At 57.9% G+C, this 14,970-nt stretch carries 13 protein-coding genes and 1 other RNA gene; 3 read left to right on the top strand and 11 right to left on the bottom strand.

Going from position 1 to position 14,970, the window contains the following annotated elements:
* Positions 1–16: 16 nt before the first annotated feature.
* The 3 genes from ACOT1A_RS13350 to ACOT1A_RS13340 all read right to left on the bottom strand — a co-directional run bounded on the left by ACOT1A_RS13350 (position 17) and on the right by ACOT1A_RS13340 (position 4,967).
* Complete coding sequence (locus tag ACOT1A_RS13350) at positions 17–3,106, bottom strand: beta-galactosidase (RefSeq protein ID WP_105322504.1); 3,090 nt, start codon at positions 3,104–3,106, stop codon at positions 17–19.
* 103 nt (positions 3,107–3,209) lie between these two features.
* Positions 3,210–4,280, bottom strand: coding sequence for a LacI family DNA-binding transcriptional regulator (locus ACOT1A_RS13345; RefSeq protein WP_045307885.1), 1,071 nt, complete (start codon positions 4,278–4,280; stop codon positions 3,210–3,212).
* Positions 4,281–4,355: 75 nt separating this feature from the next.
* The gene (locus ACOT1A_RS13340; RefSeq protein WP_022647263.1) at positions 4,356–4,967 is read right to left on the bottom strand and encodes a YczE/YyaS/YitT family protein; all 612 of its coding nucleotides are present in this window, start codon (positions 4,965–4,967) and stop codon (positions 4,356–4,358) included.
* An 84-nt stretch (positions 4,968–5,051) separates the two neighbouring features.
* Between ACOT1A_RS13340 and ACOT1A_RS13335 the strand changes: the two genes are divergently transcribed.
* The gene (locus ACOT1A_RS13335; protein ID WP_045622302.1) at positions 5,052–6,473 is read left to right on the top strand and encodes a PLP-dependent aminotransferase family protein; all 1,422 of its coding nucleotides are present in this window, start codon (positions 5,052–5,054) and stop codon (positions 6,471–6,473) included.
* A 70-nt stretch (positions 6,474–6,543) separates the two neighbouring features.
* On the opposite strand, the gene ACOT1A_RS13330 is transcribed toward ACOT1A_RS13335, so the two are convergent.
* The 3 genes from ACOT1A_RS13330 to ffs form a co-directional block, all read right to left on the bottom strand.
* A complete protein-coding gene (locus ACOT1A_RS13330) occupies positions 6,544–6,759 on the bottom strand; it encodes a hypothetical protein (protein WP_006809861.1) in 216 nt (71 codons plus the stop codon).
* Entirely contained in the window at positions 6,756–7,007 is a 252-nt protein-coding gene (locus ACOT1A_RS13325; protein WP_022647261.1) for a hypothetical protein, read from the bottom strand. Before ACOT1A_RS13325 ends, ACOT1A_RS13330 begins: the two co-directional genes overlap by 4 nt.
* Positions 7,008–7,254: 247 nt before the next feature.
* Positions 7,255–7,351, bottom strand: an RNA gene (gene ffs / locus ACOT1A_RS13320) — signal recognition particle sRNA small type.
* A gap of 170 nt (positions 7,352–7,521) precedes the next feature.
* Between ffs and ACOT1A_RS13315 the strand changes: the two genes are divergently transcribed.
* Positions 7,522–7,833 (top strand): MGMT family protein, encoded by a 312-nt coding sequence (locus ACOT1A_RS13315; protein ID WP_022647260.1) that lies wholly within the window; start codon positions 7,522–7,524, stop codon positions 7,831–7,833.
* A 37-nt stretch (positions 7,834–7,870) separates the two neighbouring features.
* Here ACOT1A_RS13315 and ACOT1A_RS13310 read toward each other — a convergent pair whose 3' ends face one another.
* A complete protein-coding gene (locus ACOT1A_RS13310) occupies positions 7,871–8,398 on the bottom strand; it encodes a YbaY family lipoprotein (protein WP_022647259.1) in 528 nt (175 codons plus the stop codon).
* Positions 8,399–8,601: 203 nt separating this feature from the next.
* Here ACOT1A_RS13310 and tesB point away from each other — a divergent pair, with 203 nt between their 5' ends.
* Positions 8,602–9,462 carry an acyl-CoA thioesterase II gene (gene tesB / locus ACOT1A_RS13305; protein ID WP_045307883.1) on the top strand — a complete coding sequence of 287 codons (861 nt, stop codon included), beginning with the start codon at positions 8,602–8,604 and terminating at the stop codon, positions 9,460–9,462.
* 93 nt (positions 9,463–9,555) lie between these two features.
* On the opposite strand, the gene amtB is transcribed toward tesB, so the two are convergent.
* The 4 genes from amtB to ACOT1A_RS13285 form a co-directional block, all read right to left on the bottom strand.
* A complete protein-coding gene (amtB, locus tag ACOT1A_RS13300) occupies positions 9,556–10,842 on the bottom strand; it encodes an ammonium transporter AmtB (RefSeq protein WP_022647257.1) in 1,287 nt (428 codons plus the stop codon).
* Between the two features lie 35 nt (positions 10,843–10,877).
* On the bottom strand, positions 10,878–11,216 hold the full coding sequence (gene glnK / locus ACOT1A_RS13295) for a P-II family nitrogen regulator (protein WP_006809867.1): 339 nt from the start codon (positions 11,214–11,216) through the stop codon (positions 10,878–10,880).
* Between the two features lie 211 nt (positions 11,217–11,427).
* A complete protein-coding gene (locus ACOT1A_RS13290; RefSeq protein WP_232934557.1) occupies positions 11,428–13,209 on the bottom strand; it encodes a SmdB family multidrug efflux ABC transporter permease/ATP-binding protein in 1,782 nt (593 codons plus the stop codon).
* Positions 13,202–14,956, bottom strand: a complete 1,755-nt coding sequence (locus ACOT1A_RS13285) for a SmdA family multidrug ABC transporter permease/ATP-binding protein (protein ID WP_045307882.1) — start codon at positions 14,954–14,956, stop codon at positions 13,202–13,204. The genes ACOT1A_RS13290 and ACOT1A_RS13285 overlap by 8 nt, the downstream gene beginning before the upstream one ends.
* Between the last annotated feature and the right edge of the window lie 14 nt (positions 14,957–14,970).

Here is a 14,970-nt window from a genome sequence, read left to right as displayed (position 1 = left end):
GGCCGCACGTATCGGCTCAGCCGTTCTGCTGCCAGCAAAACGTGTAGCGCAGCCGACGGTTTTGCAGAATGAAGGCGGGAGCTACGCTCGGGCTCCATGAGTCGTCCCCCCCCACGCCCATGTGGAAGGCATCAAGATTCAACCAGCAGCCAGCCTCTTCCCGCAGCAAGTGCTGATGCGTTGTCGTATGCAGTTGCTGCTGGCTGTAACGGCTCAGGGAGAAATGGAACTGTCCCTGGAAGTGATGTGAGCCAAACGTCAGCTCACGGGTGTCGCAGCGTAAACCGTTCTCCGTCGGGAAGATATACGGCGTCTGCATGGCGTCCAGCGGTAACGCCCAGCGCCCCTGCTGCGCCGCCAGTTTTCTGTCCGGATAATTCTCCAGCGGGCCCAGCCCCAGCCAGCGCACCGTTTGCGGGATATCCGCCAGCATAACGCTCAGGCCCACGCGAGCGGGCTCAGGAATGTCAGACGCCACCGTCACCTGCACATCACCGTGCAGTAACCCGTGGTCATCAATCCGCCAGACCTTGTAGCTGATAAACAGCGCTTTACCCTGATGCTCCCAGACGTGCTGCGTGGTCACCACCACCTCACGGGCATGCTGTTCCGCTTCACACTGGATAAGGCGCGAGGATATCTCATACATCCCTGCCGCTTTCCAGCGTTCCACCCACGCGTTCGGATCGATGCGGGTCGCCTCGCTGACGCCAATGTCATTATCCAGCGGCGCCCGGGTAAAGTTATCCGTTAGCGGGGAACGGAGCGTTTCAGCGCCCGCGTTCCACCACTGGGTCAGGTTGCCGGTGAGACGGCTAAACTGCCAGCGCTGCTGCTGATGAGTGATGTCCAGCACCTCTTCCTGCACCGTTAACTGTGGTGGGGTTCCGTCTGCTTTCGGTGGCGTAAGGTACAGCGGAGCCGGGAGCGGCCACTGATCCCAGGCACAACGGTGGCCGGACGGCGACCACGGCGTGGCCTGCGGCTGAACGATCTCCACGTTGAGCCAGACCTCGCCCGGCTCAGCGACAAGTTCAGGCTGCGGGATCTCCACGCGCTGTGTCCCCTGGGGCGCAACAGAAAGGGTTATTTCGCCGGAAGCCAACACCACACCGTCACGCGCCACCGACCATCGCAGACTCTCGTTGTCAGTATGACGGAACAGATAATCGCTCTGGATATCGACGACCAGCGGAGCGGTGCTCACCAGCGTAAAGGTAAAGAACTGCTGGGCACGCTGTGCCTCGTAAAGGGCGGGATGCGGGGTGCGATCGGGAAACACCAGCCCGTTGAGGCAGAACTGACGATCGTTGGGCTTATCGCCAAAATCGCCGCCGTAGGCCCAGAATGCCGTGCCGTCTTCCGCTTTTTTCGTCAGCGCCTGATCGACCCAGTCCCAGACAAAGCCGCCCTGCAACCGGGGATGGCTGCGGAATGCCTGCCAGTAGCTGGCAAAGCCGCCAAAGCTGTTACCCATCGCGTGGGCATACTCGCACAGGATCAGCGGACGGGTTTCGTCCGGCATACCAATCCACTTTTTAATCGACCACTTTGGCACCGCCGGGAACGGCTGATCCTGATCGACGCGGGCATACATCGGGCAAATAATATCGGTTGCCGCCGTACTGCCCCCCCCGCCTTCGTACTGCACCGGCCGCGTGGGATCGGTGGTTTTCAGCCAGCGGTACAGCGCATCGTGATTCGCCCCATGCCCGGACTCATTCCCCAGGGACCAGATGATGATGGACGGATGATTCCGGTCCCGCTGCACCATACGCGTGACGCGTTCGCTCATGGCAGGCAGCCAGCGCGGATCGTCCGCCAGGCGGCTCATCGGCACCATGCCATGGGTTTCAATATTCGCCTCATCGACCACGTACAGGCCGTAGCGATCGCAAAGCGTGTACCACAGAGGGTGATTCGGATAATGCGAGCAGCGCACGGCATTGAAGTTATGCTGCTTCATCAGTTCGATGTCGCGGCGCATGGTCGCCTCATCCATCACCTGCCCCTTCTCAGGATGATGTTCATGACGGTTCACGCCGCGGATCAGCAGCGGTTTGCCGTTAAGCTTCAGCAGGCCGTTGCTGATTTCGACGCGTCTGAAACCGACATCGCAGGCTTCAGTCTCCAGCATGTTGCCCTGCACATCCCGAAGCGACATGGTCAAACGATAGCGTTCCGGTGTTTCAGCGCTCCACAGCGCGGGATTGTTCACGGGTATCGCCACCGTGAGCCGCTCCGCCCAACTGCCGCGTTCGTCCACGATGGCCGATCCGGGCTGTTGCGTGATTTGCGCGCAGGCTTCGCCGTTACGCCACAGGGTAAACGCCACCTCGCATTCGGCATAGCGTAAGCCTTCCAGCGCAACGTCAACCCGGAGCAGCGCCCGATCGCATTCGGCATTCAGATCGGTCACGATCTGATAATCGGCAATCTGCGTTTCCGGCTTGTGCAGCAGCGAGACGTCACGGAAAATGCCGCTCATCCGCCACATGTCCTGATCTTCCAGGTAGCTTCCGTCGCACCAGCGTAACACCATCACCGCCAGGCGGTTCTGTCCCGGTCGCAGCACCGCGCTGAGGTCGAACTCCGCAGGCAGACGGCTGTCCTGGGAATAGCCCATCCACTGGCCGTTACACCACAGATGAAAAGCTGAATTCACCCCATCAAAGATAATGCGGGTTTGCCCGCTGAGCAGCCAGGCATCATCCATGTCAAATGTGAGCGAGTAACAACCGGTTGGGTTTTCAGCCGGTACATAGGGCGGGTTCACATTTATCGGATAGGTGACGTTGGTGTAGATGGGGGTATCGAATCCCTCCATCTGCCAGTTCGACGGCACGGGCATCTCAACGGCATCAGACAGATCGCCCGTTACCCATGCCTCGGGCACCTGCTCTGGTGCCGGGAAAAAGCTGAATCGCCAGATGCCGTTAAGCAGACGCTCGCTCAGCGAAGGCTTATCCTCCCGGGCGAGGGTTTCATCGCGCCAGCTATGAAAAGGCGCGTGTGCGGCCAGACGATTCCACTGCGTCACGCCCGGGTTTTCCCAGTCACGACGAGCCAGAATTGCGCTGAGGGTCAGCGGCAATGTGGAAGACATATCAACCTCTTTGCGAAGCGCTCACAATTTTAGTCAACATGCCATGGTAAACGGTGGCGGTAAAGACTTTGATCGTCACCAGGCGAGCACGATCACAAAAGCGCTAGCTGCGCGCCAGTTTCTCCGCCAGCAGCGCCAGCGTTCTTAGCTGTTGCGCCAGCTCTTCACGATCGGCCTGTTGTACGGCGCGCGGCGCGGTGGAATGACGAACGATCAACGTAACGGGAAGTTGTTGTTGCCAGGGTTCGGCGTGACGGGCTGTTGCCAGGAGCCACTCCACGCTGCGTTCACCGGCCTCGCGGAACGCCTGCCGAACGGTGGTCAGCGGAGGGGAAAACCACGCGCTGTCAGCCGTATCATCAAACCCGACAACCGAGATCTGCCCCGGTACCGCAACGCCTTTTTCCGCACAGGCGCGTAAAACGCCAAGCGCCATCTGATCGTTCGCCACAAGGATCGCTTCCGGCAGCTGTGCGCCCGCCAGAAGCTGATGCCCTTTCTCGTAGCCCGAGGCCGCGCTCCAGTCGCCCTGCGCCACCGCAAACGCCTCAACGCCAGCCTGAGCCAGCGTAGTTTTCCATCCCGCCAGACGAGCCCGGGCAGAGACAGAACTTTCCGGCCCGGCGAGCAGCGCAATTCGCCGGTGCCCCAGCGAAAGCAGATGCTCCGTCCCCAGGGCAGCGCCCTGTTCAGCATTGAAAACGAGGCTGTTAACCCGAGCTGTGGGGGAAACATCAAGAAAAAGAACCGGGGTCGGCGAGGCCATTTCCTGAAGCATTTCTGCCTGAGCATCTTCCAGCGGAACGTTCACCAGCAGCGCCTCCACGCGCTGCGCCAGTAACTCCTGCAAAGCAGCCTGACACTGCGCGGGCTGCTCCACCATAGAGATGAGCACGCCAGCCCCCTGCTCCACTGCCCGGGATTTTACAGCTGAGGCGATTTGCGACGGCGCATGCAGCGCCAGATCGCTGGTCATCAGCCCCAGCGTGCGGGTGCGTTTTCCGGCCAGCTGCTGCGCGCCACGGTTAGGTACATAGTGTAGCGCCGCCATGGCCTGTCGGACCTTTTCCCGCGTACGGGCAGAAACGTGTTCCGCGTCGTTAATCACCCGGGAAACGGTCTGATAAGAAACGCCCGCCACGCGGGCAACGTCATAAAGAGTGATCGCTTTCATAGATTCTGGCGTCGTAAAAGGTAGTCACTATTCTGACACAGTTACGCCATTATAGCCTGTGAGCGCTTCGCAAAATTAAGCAATCCGCTCCGGCTGCGCGGCTTTCTGCATGCGCGGTCTCTGGCGAAACCACGGCAAACAAAGCTGGATCAGCGGGCCGATGGTTAACGCATACAGCACGGTTCCGACGCCAAACGCTCCCCCGAGGAGATAGCCGACGATCAACACGGTCACCTCGATTGCGGTACGCACGCTGCGGATCGACCAGCCCAGCCGGGCGTGTATGCCGGTCATCAGACCGTCGCGCGGGCCTGCGCCAAAACCCGCGCCGATATACATTCCGGTGGCAAGGGCGTTAACCACAATGCCGGAAACCAGCAGGGTGATGCGCACGGGCAGCGAGGTGAGTTCCGGGATCAATGCCATTGATGCATCTGCCGCCAGGCCAATACAAATCACGTTACTGACCGTACCCAGCCCCGGAAGCTGACGCAGCGGGATCCATAGCAGCAGCACCGCAGCCCCGGTTAAAATCATCACCGTGCCGATGCTCATTCCGGCCTGGATGGCGACGCCAAGGTGAAAAACATTCCAGGGATCAACACCCAGATCCGAACGAATAAACATCGCGGTTGAAAGTCCGTAAAGGGCTAAACCGACATAAAGTTGTACCAGACGACGCACCATTTTCTCTTCTCCGAAGAACCAGCTTCCATCTTCGCTGAAAATGGCACTATGATTAATGTCCAGTTTTCAAATAGTGGACTGCACATGTCATCACGTCGTTTTGGAAGCCAGTCTCTGGTTCGCCTGTTAGGGCACTGGCAACAAACCTCTTCCCGCACCCCGCGGTGGCGCCAGCTGGCTGACGCGTTACGCCTATTAATTCTGGATGGCAGGCTGGCGCTAAACACTCGCCTGCCCGGAGAGCGGGAACTGGCCGCCGCACTGGACGTCAGCCGCACCACCATCAGCAGCGCGCTGGCGCATCTGCGTGAAGAGGGTTTTCTGGAGAGCCGTCACGGCAGCGGTTCCCGGGCGATCCTGCCAGACAGCCGGGCCGTGCCCACGCTTTCCACTGCCAGCGCGGCGCTGGATCTCTCAACCGCCGCGCTCAACGCGGGGCCAGAGATCCATCAGGCCTACACCCACGCGCTGACGACCATTACGCCGAATCTGGCGCTGACCGGGTACGATCAGCTTGGGCTTCCAGCGCTGCGTGAAGCTATCGCCGCCCGCTATACCGCACGCGGTCTGCCCACCCGGGCAGACGAAGTGATGGTGGTGAACGGTGCCGTCAGCGGCTTCGCCCTAATCTTAAGAATGATGACCGGGCCCGGGGATCGCGTGGTGGTGGATCATCCCACCTACCCGCTGGCGATAGCCGCGATTCAGGGGGCGCAATGTCGGCCCGTGGGCGTCTCGCTGCCAGAAACGGGCTGGGATACCGATGGTTTTGCCGCAACGCTTGCCCAGACAGCCCCGCGTCTGGCCTATCTAATGCCGGATTTTCATAATCCGACCGGGCGCTGCATGGATGCCGCGACGCGTCAGAGCATAACCGACATCGCCGCGCAAACCCGCACCACGCTGGTGGTGGATGAAACCATGGTCGATCTCTGGTTCGATGCTCCCCCGCCGCCGCCGCTGGCCGCCTTTAACCCGGAGGCCGCGGTGATTACGCTGGGTTCCGCAGGCAAAAGCTTCTGGGGTGGGCTTCGTCTCGGCTGGATCCGCGCCTCGTCCCGCACTATCGCCACGCTCGCACAGACGCGCGACACGCTGGATCTGGGCTCTCCGGTGCTGGAACAGCTGGCCACGCTGTGGCTTATCGAAAACAGTGAAACCTTCCTGCCTGCCCGGCGGGAAATGCTGGCAGAACGGCGTGACCGCTGCGGCCAGATGTTACGGGAGCATTTCCCCGAATGGCGGTTTCAGGAAGCGGAGGGAGGACTTTCATACTGGATTGAACTACCCGGCATGCTGGCGACTCAACTGGCGGCACGTGCGGAAACGACAGGCATCATTATGGGCACCGGCACGCGCTTTGGGCTTTCAGGCGCGTTTGACCGCTACCTGCGTATGCCCTTCTCACTCAATTCGCCAGAACTTGAAGAGGCATTACTGCGTATCAAACCGCTGTGGCTTGCCTTAAATAAAAGTACACCGCCAGTAAAACGGAGCCTGGTGTAAATTATTCGCCAGAAACAATAAAAACAGCTGACTGTAACGCATGCAGTCAGCTGTTTTCATGAAGAACAACTTAATGTTGAGGAGGAATCGGGAAGCCTTTCAGCGAAATAATGAAATTTTCACCTTCTTTCTTTATTTTCGCACCGGTATCACACCAGTCAGACGCAATTCGAAAGAACTCATCGCTTCCGACATTCCAGCCAAGACGAACATGTTTCACATAGCCCGAACGTAACAGATTGCAGGCCTCGTTGTAATCGCTGGCAGTCGATAGTTGTTGTTTCATTTTCTCTTCTTCAGAAGTTTACGTAGTGCTTTGATTTCTTTAGGAGTAAATGGATTTACGCTCTCTTCTTCCGTATGCTGATTATCAACATCCTCTTCCGATACTCCCGCCTCTTCTACTGCTTCAAATGCCAGCAGCAGCAGTTTCTCTGTGGTCACGCTTAAATTCTCATTATTGTCTTCCGCATAGTGGCGGAGTCTTTCTTTTAGCGCTTCATCAATTTTAACGTTTAAAACCGCAGTTACCATGATTGTCACATCCTTTCGGAACACGTGTTTAATTTAATACACGAAGATAAGTTTGTTATCCAGATATATATTTTTTTGCTTATGACAACAAAAAGACGCCCGATAATAAAATGACAGTCTATTATTACAGGTTTATGACATTATTATTTCAGTTCAATGAAGGAGATATTGCACGAACAAAATAGGCACATAATTGAGAAGGTTTATATAGGGGGAAACTTCAGAGAAGAACACAAATGGGTGGGGGCCCTGCCAGCTACATCCCGGCACCCACGTCGTCTGCCCTGGCTGCTTCCTTCCGGACCTGACCTGGTGAACAGAGTAGCGTTGCGGGAGAACCAACAGAGCCCCCATTGAGAGCGTTGATAACCAACGCGCTGGCGCATTATCCCTGTGGAGCACCTCAATTGCAAGCCGCTGGCAACTGGATGCTGGATTATTGCGCAAACTGACCCGACAATCTTCTTTATCTTCGTATAACATTACCCTTCGCTGAATTCCCGCTGGAGAAACAATGGACGAACACGACTCTTTCCCACAGCGAGTGTGGCAAATCGTGGCCTCGATTCCGGAAGGCTGTGTTACGACCTATGGGGAAGTCGCCCGACTGGCGGGCTCTCCGCGCGCAGCGCGTCAGGTTGGCGGCGTGCTAAGAAGGCTTCCGGAGGGAAGTACGTTACCATGGCACCGGGTCGTTAATCGCCATGGTGCCATTTCCCTCACCGGGCCAGACTTGCAGCGCCAGCGTCAGGCATTACTCTCAGAAGGGGTGCAGGTGTCCGGGACGGGACAGATAGATATGCAGAAGTATCGCTGGGAATACTGACGCCCTCTCCCGTCAAGATGAAGAGGGCGAAAGAAAGTTACAACTGTGTTGGCGGTGTAGGCAAGGTCGGCTGATTGGTCTGCGTTGCCACAGGCACTTCAGTCTGCTGCACCGGGACCAGGGTCAGGTCGATTTTGGTGCCCCCTTTGTTGACCGCTTCCTGCACGGTATCGGTGATAAAGACCAGCTTATCGTTGATCGTTACCGCCGCGCTCAGGAGGATACGCGCGTTAGGCTGAACGTCAGACGGGTTGTACGGCAGCACAAAGCTGAACGGCGCCTGTTTACCCTCTGTACGAACTGCACGCTGTGCAAGGACTTTAGACGGTGCATCCGCCAGAGACGCATCGGATAACGTGACCGTTAAAACCGCGTCCGGCGGCAGAGCGACTTTCTGTTTGATCCAGATGGTACCGGACACGTTAGGCTGTCGAATAGCTTGCTGTGAAAGGGTGTTAATCCCGTTTGGGGTCGCCGTTGGCACCGCTACATCGGCACTCTTATCCGCACAGGCGGACAACGCCACCGCCATTGCAACACCGCTTAACATAGGCACGAGTTTCATTGAAGTCTCCTTATCATCAATGCACCGGCGGGATCGATCCCATCCGATGTCGTTTTATTCACATAACGTAAACAAGTGTGGCACAAATCACGGATTTATGCCTAATTTTGCCCAGGTATTAAGATAATTCTACCCATCGGACCACTATCGTTTCTGCGTTATACTCAGCGTATCTTTCGCCACGGCGTTTATTGAGGACCACTATGAGTCAGGCACTGAACAATCTGCTGACATTGCTGAACCTGGAAAAAATAGAAGAAGGGCTTTTTCGCGGACAGAGCGAAGATTTAGGCTTACGCCAGGTTTTTGGGGGCCAGGTCGTGGGGCAAGCGCTATATGCCGCTAAGGAGACCGTTCCGGCAGACCGTCTGGTGCACTCATTCCACAGCTACTTTTTACGCCCCGGTGACAGCGCTAAACCGATTGTGTACGACGTGGAAGTTCTGCGTGACGGCCAAAGCTTCAGCGCTCGCCGTGTGGCGGCCATCCAGCATGGGAAACCCATCTTCTACATGACCGCCTCCTTCCAGGCGCCAGAGCCGGGCTATGAGCATCAAAAACAGATGCCGTCTGCCCCATCGCCGGACGATCTGAAATCGGAAACCGAAATTGCCCGTACACTCGCACATCTGCTGCCGCCGCAGGTAAAAGAGAAGTTTCTGTGCGATAAACCGCTGGAGATCCGCCCGGTCGAATTTCATAACCCAATGAAGGGGCATACTGCTGAGCCCACCCGCCAGGTGTGGATCCGCGCCAACGGCAGCGTACCGGCAGACTTGCGCGTGCATCAGTATCTGCTGGGTTATGCGTCGGATTTCAACTTCCTGCCGGTTGCGCTACAGCCGCACGGCGTGGGATTCCTGGAAAAAGGGATGCAGGTCGCCACGATTGACCATTCCATGTGGTTCCATCGTCCTTTCGACATGAACGAGTGGCTGCTTTACAGCGTAGAAAGTACCTCTGCGTCCAGCGCACGCGGTTTTGTTCGCGGGGAGTTTTACACCCAGGATGGTGTGCTGGTGGCTTCTACCGTGCAGGAAGGTGTGATGCGTAATCGCGGGTGAGGTAAAAAGCCCGGTCGCTACGCTTACCGGGCCTGCAAATTTCACTTTTTCAGGCCGGGTAAGGCGAAGCCACCACCCGGCAAGGCACTCAAATTATGCGTTGTACGCATTCTCGCCGTGGCTGTTGACGTCCAGACCTTCGCGCTCCTGCTCTTCCGGTACGCGCAGCCCCACGGTCATATCGGCCAGCTTGTAGCCGATAAAGGCCACAACGCCCGACCAGACAACCGTAATCGCGATACTTTCAAGCTGGACCAGCACCTGATGCATCATGGTCACGCCTTCAGCATAACCCACGCCGCCCAAAGATTGTGCAGCAAAGATGCCGGTCATGATACAACCGATAATGCCGCACACACCGTGTACGCCGAATACATCACACGGATCGTCAACGCGCAGAATACGTTTCAGTGCGGTAACGCCCCACAGCCCCGCCAGACCCGCGACGATACCGATCAGCAATGCGCCGCCCACGCCCACGTAACCGCAAGCTGGCGTAATACCTACCAGACCGGCAATCGCCCCAGAACAGGCACCCAGCAGGGATGGCTTGCCGCGAACGGCCCACTCGCCAAATACCCATGAGAGGATGGCCCCGGCAGTTGCCACCACGGTATTCACGAAGGCCAGCGCGGCGATTTCGTTAGCGGCGCTGGCTGAACCTGCGTTGAAGCCGAACCAGCCAAAGTAGAGGATGGCGGTGCCGGTAAAGACCATCGGCAGGTTGTGCGGCTTAAATGCTTCTTTCCCAAAGCCCACGCGCTTGCCAATCAGGTATGCGCCTACCAGGCCGGCTACGGCGGCGTTGATGTGAACAACGGTGCCGCCCGCAAAGTCCAGAGCGCCATGGGAAGCCAACAGACCACCGCCCCAGACCATATGCGCAATCGGGACATAGGAGAGCGTCAGCCAGACCACCACGAAAATCAGTACCGCAGAGAAGCGGATACGCTCAGCCAGCGCGCCCACAATCAGCCCCACGGTGATGCACGCGAATGAGCCCTGGAACGCGACATGAATATACTGATAGAAGCTGCCCATTACCGCGGTCAGTTCGATATTTTTCAGCATCGCCCAGTTAACGTTGCCGAAGAAGGCGTTGCCCTCCCCGAAGGCCAGCGAGTAACCGTAAACCACCCACAGCACGCACACCAGCGCGAACGTGACGGCAACCTGCGTCAGCATGGAGAGTACGTTCTTGCCGCGGATCAGGCCGCCGTAAAACAGCGCGATCCCCGGAATCGTCATGAACAGCACCAGCGCGGTGCAAATCATCATAAAGGCATTATCGGCTTTGTCTGCCACAGCAGGTGCAGCCATTGCCAGGCCCGGCAGCAGTGCCAGCGAACCCAGACCTGTTTTCATTGTTGCTTTCATCATTTTCTCGATCCCTATCACTGTGTGCCAGGAGTTACTTACAACGCCGCTTCGTCAGATTCGCCGGTACGGATGCGAATGACGCGCTGTAGTTCGGCAACGAAAATTTTGCCGTCGCCAATTTTTCCGGTGTAGGCCGCTTTGCTGACGACATCAATCACCTCATCAAGCTGATCGTCGGCAATCGCCACATCAATCTTCACTTTTGGCAGGAAGTTAACGCTGTATTCCGCCCCGCGATAAAGCTCGGCATGACCTTTCTGACGCCCAAAGCCTTTCACTTCGGTGACAGTCAGTCCCTGAATACCCATGGAAGACAGCGCTTCACGCACGTCTTCGAGTTTGAATGGTTTGATTACCACCGTAACCAGCTTCATATATCCCCTCCAGTCAGAATTCGGTAATGGCCGCAGCTAACACGAGAGGGATATTGCAAAGGGTGTGCCAGAAGTGAAATGTGAGGAGGAAAGCGCCGCGGCGCGCATGCGCAGCTAAGGGGTGAAAAAAAACGCACCATGGCAGTGCAGGGTGCGTTTCAGTTTTGCACCAACGGTTAAGACTGTTAGCGCATTGCCTTGTTATGGTGCATCAGGCGCTGAGTGACTCTTCCTCGCGCACGCTGGCGGCCAGCTCGTCGCCTGCCAGCTGCAACTGATACATCTGCCAGTAGCGTCCTTTTGCCTCGAGCAGCGCTTTGTGCGTACCCCGTTCAACGGCCTGGCCACGGTGCAGCACCAGAATGGTATCGGCATCGACGACCGTTGAGAGGCGGTGAGCGATCACCACCAGCGTAGTGCGATCCCGCACGGCAGCCAGCGCCAGCTGGATCGCCTGTTCGGTACCGGAGTCGATGCTTGCGGTCGCTTCATCCAGAATCAACACCTGCGGCGTCTCAATCAGCACGCGCGCCAGCGCCAGGAGCTGCTTTTGCCCGACAGAGAGGTTATTGCCTTGCTCGCCCAGCCGGGTATTGATCCCCTCGCTTAACCCGCGCGCCAGATCTGCCAGCTGCACCGTTTCCAGCACCTCCCATACCTGCTCAGGCGTGAAAGATCGTCCCAGCGTCACGTTGGCATAAAAGGTATCCGCCAGCACTACCGGATCCTGCTGCACCATCGCGACGCCTTTACGCAACGCGTTGTGGCTAAGCGCGGAAAGAGGCCGTCCATCCAGACGGATCTCCCCCTGCGTCAACGGATAGTAGCCCATCAGCAAACTGGCGAGCGTGCTTTTGCCGCTGCCGGTATGCCCAACCAGGGCGACAAAACCGCGCGACGGTACCTCGAGGTTGATATCCTGCAAGACAAGCTGATCGTCGCGGTAGGCAAACGAGACATGATCAAACGCTATGGATCCACTTTCCAGCGGACGTTCATCATCGCCATAGGTCTGACGCGGCCTGTCCATCAGCTCAAACACACGCTCACCCGCGACTACCGCCTGTTGCAGCATCGATTGCTGCGTAGTGAGTTCAATCAGCGGTTCGTTAAGACGGCCAAGGTAACTGATAAACGCGTACAGCACTCCCACCTCAATGGTTCCGCGCGTCGTCAGGCCAAACAGCATCAACATCCCGCACAGCACCAGCGCAGAGAAGAGGCTCAGCAGCGGGCGTAACAGGAAGCCGTCCAGACGTAACGTCTGCATCCGCGCCATATAGTGCGAGCGACTGGCTTCTCCCATCCGCTCGCCAAAACGCGCCTGCTGGCGAAACTGCTGGATAACGCTCATGCCGTTGATCACTTCGTTGAAGCCATCATTGATGTCTGCAAGGTAAGCGCGCACGCGACGAACAATCGGCGTGCTGTAGCGCTGGTAAATTACCATCACAATCAGCACCGCCGGGAAAATAGCGATCGCCACCAGCGCCATCCGCCAGTCCAGACTGAACATCGCCACCAGCATCGCGCCAATCAATGCGGCACTGCGCAGAACCGTTGCGACAACGGTCACATAAAGGTCGCGGATCACCTCGGTGTCATTGGTGACGCGCGAAATAACCTGCCCGACCGGCTGGGTATCAAACTCGCTCAGCGGCTGGCGCAGCGCGGCATCCATCACATCCGTGCGTAGCTGCTGGACCACGCCCACGGCGGCCCGGTTAAACAGCAGCGACTGCGCATAGTGCAGCCCCGCCGCCGTCAGCTGTAGCCCGACATACGCCACACCCAGCCCCGCCACCAGCCCCAGCGGCAGATAGCTTTTCGCCACCATGTTATCGATAAAATAGCTGATAAGCAGCGGACCGGTCACCTCCGCAATCGCGGCGATCCACAGTAACAGCACGGCGATGGAAAGCGGTTTGCGCCACGGTGAGCCATAGGCGAGCAGCCGTTTTAACGTCGGCCACATCTGTCCAAACTTACGCATCGGTGACCTCCTCATCCAGCGCAGCTTCAAGCTGTTGATAGCGGTACATATCCCGATACCAGCCGGCCTGCCCGGCGAGCTGTTCATGCTGACCACGTTGGGCAATATGCCCGTGCTGAAGCACCAGAATTTCACTGGCTTCGGTAAGGGCCGACAGACGGTGCGCGCTGATGATGACCGTGCGCCCCTCCCCCCACTGGCGAAGGTTATGCAGAATTTGATGCTCGGTACGCCCGTCAACCGCGGACAGCGCATCATCCAGAATCAGGATCTCAGCGTCCAGCAGCAGCGCGCGGGCAATAGAGATACGCTGTTTTTGTCCACCGGAGAGCATAACGCCCCGCTCACCCACTTCTGTGTCGTAGCCCTGCGGCAGGCGCAGAATATCCTCATGTACGCTGGCTAAGCGCGCCACATGCTCGATCTGGTCCTGTGTCGCCGTCGGGCACCCGAGCGCGATATTGTTGGCTATGGTGTCTGAAAACAAAAACGGCGTCTGGCTGACGACCGCCAGGCGGCTGCGCCAGTCATCCAGCAGCAGACGTGGCAGGGGGACGTCATGGAAACGGATATCGCCTTCGCTCACGTCAAAATGGCGCTGAATCAGTGACAGAATGGTGCTTTTACCGGAGCCCGTCGGGCCGCAGATGCCCAGCATCTGACCAGGACGCAGCGTGAAACTGACGTTTTCAAGCACCGGATGTTCCGTTTGCGGGTAGATAAAGACGCGGATATCAGCCTTCAGAACACCCGGACCTTCCGGTACCGGCTCGCTGCCATCGTTCACTACCGGCACTTCCGCCAGCATGGCGCGGATACGGCTGTAGGCGGCGCTCCCACGTTCAACGATGTTAAACATCCAGGCCAGCGCCAGCATCGGCCAAATCATCAGCCCGAGGTACATCGCAAAGCTGGTTAACTGCCCGAGGGTCATGGTGCCTCGCACCACCATCCAGCTGCCGCCGCCCACCGCCAGCAGGTTCGCCATGCCAATCGCAATATAAATTGTCGGATCAAAGCGGGCGTCTATACGCGCCACGCGCATGTTTTTCGCACCGGTATCGGCGGCGTCGGCCGCAAACAGCGCGGACTGCCTGTCTTCCAGACCAAACGCTTTGATCATGCGGATGCTGGTCATGCTCTCCTGGGTGCGATCGTTTAACGACGAGAACGCCGCCTGCGCCAGCTTAAAGCGTTCATGGAGCTGTTCGCCGTAGCGGTTAATCGCCAGCGCCATCAGCGGCATCGGCAGCAACGCCAGCAGCGTGAGCTCCCAGCTAATTTGCGTAGACATCACAATCAGTACCGCACAGCCCATCACCAGGGAATCCACCAGCGTTAACACCCCTTCACCGGCGGCAAACACCACACGGTCCACATCGTTAGTGGCGCGGGCGATGAGATCCCCGGTACGGTGACGCAGATAAAACTCAGGGTGCTGGCGGCTCAGTTGGCGGTAAAAGTCCTCGCGCAGCTCAACGGCAAGCTGATAGGACGCGCCGAACAGCAGCACGCGCCAGACATAACGCAGCAGGTAAACCACCACGGCCGTCAACACCAGCGTACCGACCCACATCATCACCCGTGCGGCGGTGTAATGTTGTTCCGTAACACCATCCACGACGTATCCCACCACTTTGGGCGGGATTAGTTGCAAAATGGCAATGATAATAAGCAGGGCCACCGCGCCGAGGTAGCGTTGCCACTCCCGACGAAAGTACCAGCTTAATTGGGCAAATAATCGCACGCGGTCTTTTCCTG

Origin of the sequence: Enterobacter cloacae complex sp. SYL003 (assembly GCF_049236925.1) — a bacterium.
Taxonomy (GTDB): Bacteria; Pseudomonadota; Gammaproteobacteria; order Enterobacterales; family Enterobacteriaceae; genus Enterobacter; species Enterobacter intestinihominis.
This window is presented reverse-complemented; position numbering and strand designations above follow the sequence as displayed.

Excerpts from the sequence above, each read along its gene's own strand:
- ACOT1A_RS13345 (WP_045307885.1), bottom strand. The coding sequence starts at position 4,280 with ATGAAAGCGATCACTCTTTATGACGTTGCCCGCGTGGCGGGCGTTTCT.
- ACOT1A_RS13310 (WP_022647259.1), bottom strand. The coding sequence starts at position 8,398 with ATGAAACTCGTGCCTATGTTAAGCGGTGTTGCAATGGCGGTGGCGTTG.
- tesB (WP_045307883.1), top strand. The coding sequence starts at position 8,602 with ATGAGTCAGGCACTGAACAATCTGCTGACATTGCTGAACCTGGAAAAA.
- ACOT1A_RS13335 (WP_045622302.1), top strand. The coding sequence starts at position 5,052 with ATGTCATCACGTCGTTTTGGAAGCCAGTCTCTGGTTCGCCTGTTAGGG.
- ACOT1A_RS13315 (WP_022647260.1), top strand. The coding sequence starts at position 7,522 with ATGGACGAACACGACTCTTTCCCACAGCGAGTGTGGCAAATCGTGGCC.
- glnK (WP_006809867.1), bottom strand. The coding sequence starts at position 11,216 with ATGAAGCTGGTTACGGTGGTAATCAAACCATTCAAACTCGAAGACGTG.
- ACOT1A_RS13290 (WP_232934557.1), bottom strand. The coding sequence starts at position 13,209 with ATGCGTAAGTTTGGACAGATGTGGCCGACGTTAAAACGGCTGCTCGCC.
- amtB (WP_022647257.1), bottom strand. The coding sequence starts at position 10,842 with ATGATGAAAGCAACAATGAAAACAGGTCTGGGTTCGCTGGCACTGCTG.
- ACOT1A_RS13340 (WP_022647263.1), bottom strand. The coding sequence starts at position 4,967 with ATGGTGCGTCGTCTGGTACAACTTTATGTCGGTTTAGCCCTTTACGGA.
- ACOT1A_RS13325 (WP_022647261.1), bottom strand. The coding sequence starts at position 7,007 with ATGGTAACTGCGGTTTTAAACGTTAAAATTGATGAAGCGCTAAAAGAA.
- ACOT1A_RS13330 (WP_006809861.1), bottom strand. The coding sequence starts at position 6,759 with ATGAAACAACAACTATCGACTGCCAGCGATTACAACGAGGCCTGCAAT.
- ACOT1A_RS13350 (WP_105322504.1), bottom strand. The coding sequence starts at position 3,106 with ATGTCTTCCACATTGCCGCTGACCCTCAGCGCAATTCTGGCTCGTCGT.